This window comes from Streptomyces sp. NPDC003379, from assembly GCF_053589195.1.
This window is the reverse complement of the sequence record NZ_JBSFRK010000105.1, coordinates 1-7,811: the sequence shown is the minus strand read 5'-3', so window position 1 is coordinate 7,811 and position 7,811 is coordinate 1. Positions and strand designations below refer to the sequence as shown.

Here is a 7,811-nt window from a genome sequence, read left to right as displayed (position 1 = left end):
TTGGCACGCTGTTGAGTTCTCAAGGAACGGACGCTTCCTTTGTACTCACCCGCAGAACATTGTCTGGGGCTTTCCTCCGGGCGCTTCCCTTCGGTGTTTCTTTTGTTCTTGCGTTTCCGACTCTATCAGACTCTTTCGTGTCCGACTTCCTCGGTGCCTTTCCGGTTCCCGCTCCGGCCTTTCGGCTTTCGCGTTTCCCTTTCCGGCGGTTCCGACTTTATCAGAGATTCTGAGTCGGATTTCCCGCCCCGTTCGGGTCGGTCCCTTGCACGTGAGTGCGCGGTGCTTCCCGGTTGGGCGGAGCCGTAAACCTAACGGAGCGGGGCGCCCCGATGCAAATCGAGGTGCCCCGCTCCGAAGATCGCGCCGTCAGGAGGGTCAGACCTCGACGACCACGGGCAGGATCATCGGGCGTCGGCGGTAGTTGTCCGACACCCACTTGCCCAGCGTGCGGCGGATGAGCTGCTGCAGCTGGTGGGGCTCGACAACGCCGTCCTGGGCCGACTTCTCCAGGACTTCCTGGACCTTCGGGATGACGGAGGTGAAGACCCCGTCGTCAATGCCCGAGCCGCGGGCCTGGATGTGCGGGCCGCCGGTGATCTTGCCGGTGCTGGAGTCCACCACCACGAAGACCGAGATGATGCCCTCGTCCCCGAGGATCTTGCGGTCCTTCAGCGCGGGCTCGCCGACATCGCCGACGGAGAGGCCGTCGACGTACACATATCCGGCCTGGACCTTGCCGACGATCTTTGCCTTGCCCTCGACGAGGTCGACGACGACGCCGTCCTCGGCGATCACGATGCGGTCGTGCGGGACGCCGGTGAGGGCGCCGAGCTCGGCGTTGGCGCGCAAGTGGCGCCATTCGCCGTGGACCGGCATCAGGTTCTTGGGCTTGCAGATGTTGTAGAAGTACAGGAGCTCGCCGGCCGACGCGTGGCCGGAGACGTGCACCTTCGCGTTGCCCTTGTGGACGACGTTGGCTCCCCAGCGGGTCAGGCCGTTGATCACGCGGTAGACCGCGTTCTCGTTGCCCGGGATGAGGGAGGACGCCAGGATCACCGTGTCGCCCTGGACGATGCGGATCTGGTGGTCGCGGTTGGCCATGCGGGAGAGCGCGGCCATGGGCTCGCCCTGGGAACCCGTGCAGACCAGCACGATCTGGCTGTCGGGCAGGTCGTCGAGCGTCTTGACGTCGACGACGAGGCCCGGCGGGACGCGGAGATAGCCGAGGTCACGGGCGATGCCCATGTTCCTGACCATCGAGCGGCCCACGAAGGCGACCCTGCGGCCGTACTCGTGTGCGGCGTCCAGGATCTGCTGGATGCGGTGCACGTGGCTGGCGAAGCTGGCCACGATGATGCGCTTCTGGGCACCGGCGAAGACGCCCCGGATCACGCCCGAGATGTCACGCTCGGGCGGCACAAAGCCCGGGACCTCGGCGTTCGTGGAGTCGGAGAGGAGAAGGTCGATGCCCTCCTCGCTCAGCCGCGCGAACGCGTGCAGGTCGGTCAGGCGACCGTCCATCGGCAGCTGGTCCATCTTGAAGTCGCCGGTGGCGACGACCATGCCCGCGGGGGTGCGGATGGCGACGGCCAGGGCGTCGGGGATGGAGTGGTTGACCGCGATGAATTCGCAGTCGAACGGGCCCAGGTGCTCGCGGTCGCCCTCGACGACCTCGAGCGTGTACGGGCGGATGCGGTGCTCCTGGAGCTTCGCCTCGATCAGCGCGAGGGTCAGCTTGGAGCCGATCAGCGGGATGTCCGGCTTCTCCCGCAGGAGGTAGGGGACGCCGCCGATGTGGTCCTCGTGACCGTGCGTGAGGACGATGCCCTCGATGTCGTCGAGGCGATCCCTGATGGACGTGAAGTCCGGCAGGATCAGGTCGATTCCGGGCTGCTCCTCCTCGGGGAAGAGCACTCCGCAGTCGACGATCAGCAGACGACCGTTGTACTCGAAGACGGTCATGTTGCGGCCGATCTCGCCGAGGCCGCCGAGCGGGGTGACCCGCAGGCCGCCCTTCGGGAGCTTCGGCGGGGCGCCGAGTTCAGGATGCGGATGACTCAAAAGACTCTCCTCACCACGCGCGCCACGTACCTCCGGGGCACGTGGCGCGTATGACGTTCGTGCATTAGCAGTTGTTGTGTGGGGTGCGGGCGGCTCGTCTTGCTCGTGGCGCCCGCGAGTTTCGCGTATTCAGTTGTGAAGTCTGTGGTTACAGCTGTACCCCGCCGGCGGCGAGGTCGATCTTGAGCTGTGCCGTCTCCTCGGGCGTCAGCTCCACCATCGGCAGGCGGAGCGGACCGGCGGGGCGGCCCTGCAGGGCGAGCGCCGCCTTGGTCGTGATCACACCCTGCGTACGGAACATGCCCGTGAAGACCGGGAGCAGCTTCTGGTGGATCTCCGTGGCCTTCTGGACGTCACCGCTGAGGTGCGCTTCGAGCATCGCGCGCAGTTCCGGGGTGACGACGTGGCCGACGACGGAGACGAAGCCGCACGCGCCGACCGACAGGAGCGGGAGGTTCAGCATGTCGTCGCCGGAGTACCAGGCCAGGTCCGAGCGGGCGATGGCCCAGCTGGCGCGGCCGAGGTCGCCCTTGGCGTCCTTGTTGGCGACGATTCGGGGGTGCTCGGAGAGGCGGACGATCGTCTCGGTGTTGATCGGTACGCCGCTGCGGCCGGGGATGTCGTAGAGCATGACCGGCAGCCCGGTGCTGTCGGCGATCGCCGTGAAGTGCCGGAACAGGCCCTCTTGCGGGGGCTTGTTGTAGTACGGCGTGACGGTCAGGAGGCCGTGGGCGCCGGCCCGCTCGGCGGCGTGGGCGAGCTCGATGCTGTGCCGTGTGTCGTTCGTGCCGACGCCGGCGACGACGTGGGCGCGCTCTCCGACGGCGTCCAGTACGGCTCGTACGAGATCGTTTTTCTCCGCGTCACTGACGGTCGGGGACTCACCGGTGGTGCCGTTGATGATCAGGCCGTCATTGCCTGCGTCCACCAGGTGGGCGGCGAGCTGCTGCGCGCCGTCGAGGTCAAGTGCGCCGTCCGCCTTGAAGGGCGTGACCATGGCGGTGAGGACCCTCCCGAAGGGGGTCTGCGGAGTGGAGGTCGGAGCCATGGGTAACACGCTACTCGCTGCTCAGCGTGGGGTCCCCCCTCGGGGGACGTGAGCGGGCCTGTCCGGTGAGGAGCCCGGCACTGCCTGCTCGGGGGTTCAAGCAGTGCCGGGTCCGTTTGATCAGGCTAGATGAACTTCACGAAGTGCCGCAATACGGACACTTCACCCGCGCATCCGTACATCAGTGCCTTACGGCGCCACACGTCCGTTCTTGTTGAAGGCCGCATGGGTGAGAGGCATCAGCCCTGCCCAGTGCTGCTCCATCTTCTCGCCGACCATCTCGATCTCCCGCTGCGGGAAGGACGGGACCTTGGCCAGCTCGTGCTGCGTGCGGAGGCCAAGGAAGTGCATCAGCGAACGGGCGTTGCACGTCGCGTACATCGAGGAGTAGAGCCCGACGGGGAGCACCGCGCGGGCCACCTCGCGGGCGACGCCGGCGGCGAGCATCTCCTGATACGCCTCGTACGCCTGGCGGTAGGAGTCCTCCATGACGCGGCCCGTCAGCTCCTGCTGGGCCTGGGTTCCCTCGACGAAGACGTACTTGCCGGGGCGGCCCTCCTGGACGAGCTTGCGGGACTCGTCGGGGACGTAGAACGTCGGCTGGAGCTCCCTGTAGCGGCCCGACTCTTCGTTGTACGACCAGCCGACGCGGTGCCGCATGAATTCGCGGAAGACGAAGATGGGGGCGCTGATGAAGAACGTCATCGAGTTGTGCTCGAAGGGGCTGCCGTGGCGGTCCCGCATCAGGTAGTTGATCAGGCCCTTGGAGCGCTCCGGGTCCTTCTGGAGCTCCTCCAGGGACTGCTCGCCCGCCGTGGAGACACGGGCGGCCCACAGGACGTCGGAGTCGGTGGCGGCATGCTTCACCAACTCGACGGTGACCTCGCTGCGGAAGCTGGGCTTGAGGTCTTCGGTGGGGGTCTCGCTCACAGGCGGGGGTCCTTCCATGTGCATCACTCGGGCGGCGACCACTCTATGGCCAGGCACTGACAATCGGCCGTTCGGTGACCCGCCACGACATTCTTCGACTAATTTGCCGAAACAGGGCACCTTTTGGGCGATTCGAGCGTCTGTCTAGGCAAGAGAGAAAGTTCGAGACCCGTGAGGAGAAGCGCGCCCCATGTTCCGTCGGCGAGAGCCCGTCCCGTTCGCCTTCATCGCCGAAGCCGACAAGTTCCGCAGCAACGTCACTCCCCCTCCCCGTGAGCGCGCGTCAGCCGGTCAGATCATGGGCCGCACGCTCATCGGCCTGACCGTGGTGGCCGGTCTCGTGGGATCCCTGCTCTTCGGGATGCCCGCGATGTCGGCCGACCAGTCACCCGCGCGGACTCAGCAGTCCGAGGCCTCGGACGGGCACTGACGAGGCAACCCCCATGGCCCCCCAAGGGTGGTAGCAGGGGACACGGCTCGATAACCTCACCGGGCACAGCCCATGCGTGGATCGAGTGAGGATCAGCCCGTGCCCCTGCCTTTCCTGACCGCGGACCGCGCTTTCGACGACGCGGCGGACGACGCCGCGCTGCCCTTCGACGACCGCGATCAGTGGCGTCGTCCCTACCGCCCCGGCCCCTGGCGGGTGGGCGCCGCCGCGCTTTTTCTGCTGCTCGCGTCGTACGTCCTCTTCGCCGCCGTGATCATCGCCTTCACGGACTCGCTCGCGGGCGCCGCGCTCTGTGCGGGGCTCGCCGTGCTCATCATCGTCGGCTCCCTGCGGCTGCTGCGCGTGGGCACCTGGGTGAGCGCGCGCGGGCTGCGCAGGGTCGGCTTCCTGAAGACACGGACCGTGCCGTGGGCGCAGATCGCGAGCGTGCGCACGGCACAGCAGCCCGTGCGGTGGCTGGGGCTGCCCCGCACCGTGCAGGGGCAGGCCCTCATCCTCGTACGCCGTGATCAGGGGAACGACGGGCGGCAGCAGCTGTTGATGACCGACCGGAACGCCGACTTCCTGGCGCGGCACGAGGCGTTCAACCAGGCTGCCGACTCCATCGAGGTGTGGGCCGACGAGTATCGGCCCACCGCCGAATACCGGCCCACCGCCTAGTCAGCCGTTCACCGGCCGATCAGACGTTCACCGGCTTGCCCGCGTGCAGGGCGATCGCTCGTTGCATGGCCTTCCGCGCGCGCGGGGTGTCCCGCGCGTCGTGGTAGGCGACGGCGAGGCGGAACCAGCAGCGCCAGTCGTCCGGTGCGTCCTCCGTCTCGGCCTTGCGGCGGGCGAAGACCTCGTCGGCCGAGTCGCGGTCGATGCGACCGCCGGGGGTGCGCTTCAACTCGTCGACGGGCAGGCCGCCTTCGGCCTCCAGTTCGGCGGCGAGGCGGTTGGCGCGCTGGACGAACTGGGTGTTCTTCCAGAGGAACCAGATGCCGATGAACGGCAGGATCAGCACCGCGACGCCGAAGGTGACGGTGAGCGCGGTGCCGTGCTGTATCAGGAGCACGCCGCGGCTGCCGACCAGGACGAAGTAGACGACCAGGACGGCAGCCGTGACGGCGTAGGTGATCTTTGCTCGCATGGGGTTCGCTTCCCGGGTCAGCCGAGGTCCAGGAAGTGTTCCAGGCCGAAGGTCAGACCCGGAGTGCTCACCACGCGGCGTACGCCGAGCAGGATGCCCGGCATGAAGCTGCTGTGGTGCAGCGAGTCGTGGCGGACGGTCAGGGTCTCCCCCTCGCCGCCCAGCAGGACCTCCTGGTGGGCGAGGAGGCCGCGCAGCCGTACGGAGTGCACCGGCACGCCGTCGACGTCCGCGCCGCGGGCGCCGTCCAGGGCCGTCGCCGTGGCGTCGGGCTGGGCGGCGCTGCCCGCCTGCCTGCGGGCCTCGGCGATGAGCTGGGCGGTGCGCGTGGCGGTGCCGCTGGGGGCGTCGGCCTTGTTCGGGTGGTGCAGCTCGACGACCTCGACGGACTCGAAGTAGGGCGCCGCGATCTGCGCGAACTTCATCGTCAGGACGGCGCCGATGGAGAAGTTCGGGGCGATGAGCACGCCCGTCTCCGGAGAGGCGGCCAGCGCCGTCCGCAGCCGCGCGAGGCGCTCGTCGGTCCAGCCCGTCGTGCCGACCACGGCATGGATGCCGTTCCGGACGCAGAAGTCGAGGTTGCCCATCACCGAGTCGGGGTTGGTCAGTTCGACCGCGACCTGGGCGCCGGTGTCCACCAGCGTGCCCAGTCCGTCACCCCGGCCGAGGGCGGCGACCAGTTCCATGTCGTCGGCGGCCTCGACGGCCTTCACGGCCTCGGAGCCGATGCGGCCCTTGGCGCCGATGACCGCCACGCGCAGCTTGCTCATGTCCTTCATTCCTTAAAAGGGGTAGGGCCCTTACCGGGCCAACCGGGCTAGGCGACCGCTTCGTGGAGACGCGCCGCCTGCTTGTCCTTGAGCGGGCCGATGGCCGCGAGGGACGGGCGGTGGCCGAGGACGTCGCGGGCCACCTCACGCACCTCGTCGGGGGTGACCGCCGAGATCCTGGCCAGCATCTCGTCGACCGACATGTGCTCGCCCCAGCAGAGCTCGCTCTTGCCGATGCGGTTCATGAGGGCGCCGGTGTCCTCGAGGCCGAGGACGGTGGAACCCGCGAGCTGACCGATCGCACGGCCGATCTCCTCGTCCGACAGACCGTGCTCCGCGACCTGGTCGAGCTCGTCGCGGCAGATCTTCAGGACGTCGTGCACCTGGCTCGGGCGGCAGCCCGCGTACACGCCGAAGAGGCCGGTGTCGGCGAAGCCCGACGTGTACGAGTACACGCTGTAGGCCAGGCCGCGCTTCTCGCGCACCTCCTGGAAGAGGCGCGATGACATGCCGCCACCGAGCGCGGTGTTCAGGACGCCGAGGGCCCAGCGGCGCTCGTCGGTGCGGGCCAGGCCCGGCATGCCGAGGATGACGTGGGCCTGCTCGGTCTTGCGGTTGATGACCTCGACGCGGCCCGAGGTGCGCAGGGCGCGGGAGCCCTGGCGCGGGAGCATCGGGGTGGCGTCGGTGCGCTTCAGGGCGCCGGCCTTCTCGAAGGCGGCGCGGACCTGGCGTACGACCTTGTTGTGGTCGACGTTGCCCGCGGCGGCGACCACTAGGTGCGTGGGGTCGTAGTGCTTCTTGTAGAAGCGGCGGATGCGGTCGGCGTCGAGGGCGTTGATCGTCTCCTCGGTGCCGAGGACCGGGCGGCCGAGGGGGGTGTCGCCGAGCATCGTGTGCGCGAACAGGTCGTGCACGCAGTCGCCCGGGTCGTCCTCGGTCATCGCGATCTCTTCGAGGATGACGCCGCGCTCGGCGTCGACGTCCTCCTGGAGGATCAGGGAGCCGGTCAGCATGTCGCAGACGACGTCGATGGCGAGCGGCAGGTCCGTGTCGAGCACGCGCGCGTAGTAGCACGTGTACTCCTTCGCCGTGAAGGCGTTCATCTCGCCGCCGACCGCGTCGATCGCGGACGAGATGTCCAGGGCGCTGCGCTTCTTGGTGCCCTTGAAGAGGAGGTGCTCCAGGTAATGCGTGGCGCCGTTCAGCGACGGGGTCTCGTCGCGCGAGCCGACGTTCGCCCAGATGCCGAAGGTCGCAGAGCGTACGGAGGGCAGGGTCTCCGTGACGACGCGCAGGCCTCCGGGGAGGGTCGTCCTGCGGACCGTGCCGATGCCGTGCTCGCCCTTGATGAGGGTTTGTGCCCAACCGGTACGGGCAGGCGGGGCCCAACCCGCGGGCGTTCGGGCACGGGGG

At 68.4% G+C, this 7,811-nt stretch carries 8 protein-coding genes; 2 read left to right on the top strand and 6 right to left on the bottom strand.

The window, feature by feature from the left end; genetic code table 11:
- Positions 1-378: 378 nt before the first annotated feature.
- The 3 genes from ACWDVB_RS39960 to thyX form a co-directional block, all read right to left on the bottom strand.
- Positions 379-2,064: a ribonuclease J gene (locus tag ACWDVB_RS39960; protein ID WP_451518707.1), complete on the bottom strand. Its 1,686-nt coding sequence runs from the start codon at positions 2,062-2,064 to the stop codon at positions 379-381.
- Positions 2,065-2,212: 148 nt separating this feature from the next.
- Positions 2,213-3,112, bottom strand: a complete 900-nt coding sequence (dapA, locus tag ACWDVB_RS39955) for a 4-hydroxy-tetrahydrodipicolinate synthase (RefSeq protein ID WP_451518706.1) — start codon at positions 3,110-3,112, stop codon at positions 2,213-2,215.
- Between the two features lie 189 nt (positions 3,113-3,301).
- Entirely contained in the window at positions 3,302-4,042 is a 741-nt protein-coding gene (gene thyX, locus ACWDVB_RS39950; RefSeq protein WP_451518705.1) for an FAD-dependent thymidylate synthase, read from the bottom strand.
- A gap of 190 nt (positions 4,043-4,232) precedes the next feature.
- Between thyX and ACWDVB_RS39945 the strand changes: the two genes are divergently transcribed.
- A complete protein-coding gene (locus tag ACWDVB_RS39945; RefSeq protein WP_451518704.1) occupies positions 4,233-4,472 on the top strand; it encodes a hypothetical protein in 240 nt (79 codons plus the stop codon).
- Between the two features lie 99 nt (positions 4,473-4,571).
- Complete coding sequence (locus ACWDVB_RS39940; RefSeq protein ID WP_451518703.1) at positions 4,572-5,153, top strand: PH domain-containing protein; 582 nt, start codon at positions 4,572-4,574, stop codon at positions 5,151-5,153.
- 19 nt (positions 5,154-5,172) lie between these two features.
- Here ACWDVB_RS39940 and ACWDVB_RS39935 read toward each other — a convergent pair whose 3' ends face one another.
- Genes ACWDVB_RS39935 through ACWDVB_RS39925 form a run of 3 tightly spaced genes read right to left on the bottom strand, consistent with a single transcriptional unit; the run spans position 5,173 to position 7,747 of the window.
- Positions 5,173-5,625: a tetratricopeptide repeat protein gene (locus ACWDVB_RS39935; RefSeq protein ID WP_055531432.1), complete on the bottom strand. Its 453-nt coding sequence runs from the start codon at positions 5,623-5,625 to the stop codon at positions 5,173-5,175.
- A 17-nt stretch (positions 5,626-5,642) separates the two neighbouring features.
- Positions 5,643-6,395, bottom strand: coding sequence for a 4-hydroxy-tetrahydrodipicolinate reductase (gene dapB / locus ACWDVB_RS39930; RefSeq protein WP_451518702.1), 753 nt, complete (start codon positions 6,393-6,395; stop codon positions 5,643-5,645).
- Positions 6,396-6,442: 47 nt separating this feature from the next.
- Positions 6,443-7,747 (bottom strand): M16 family metallopeptidase, encoded by a 1,305-nt coding sequence (locus ACWDVB_RS39925; protein ID WP_451612055.1) that lies wholly within the window; start codon positions 7,745-7,747, stop codon positions 6,443-6,445.
- Between the last annotated feature and the right edge of the window lie 64 nt (positions 7,748-7,811).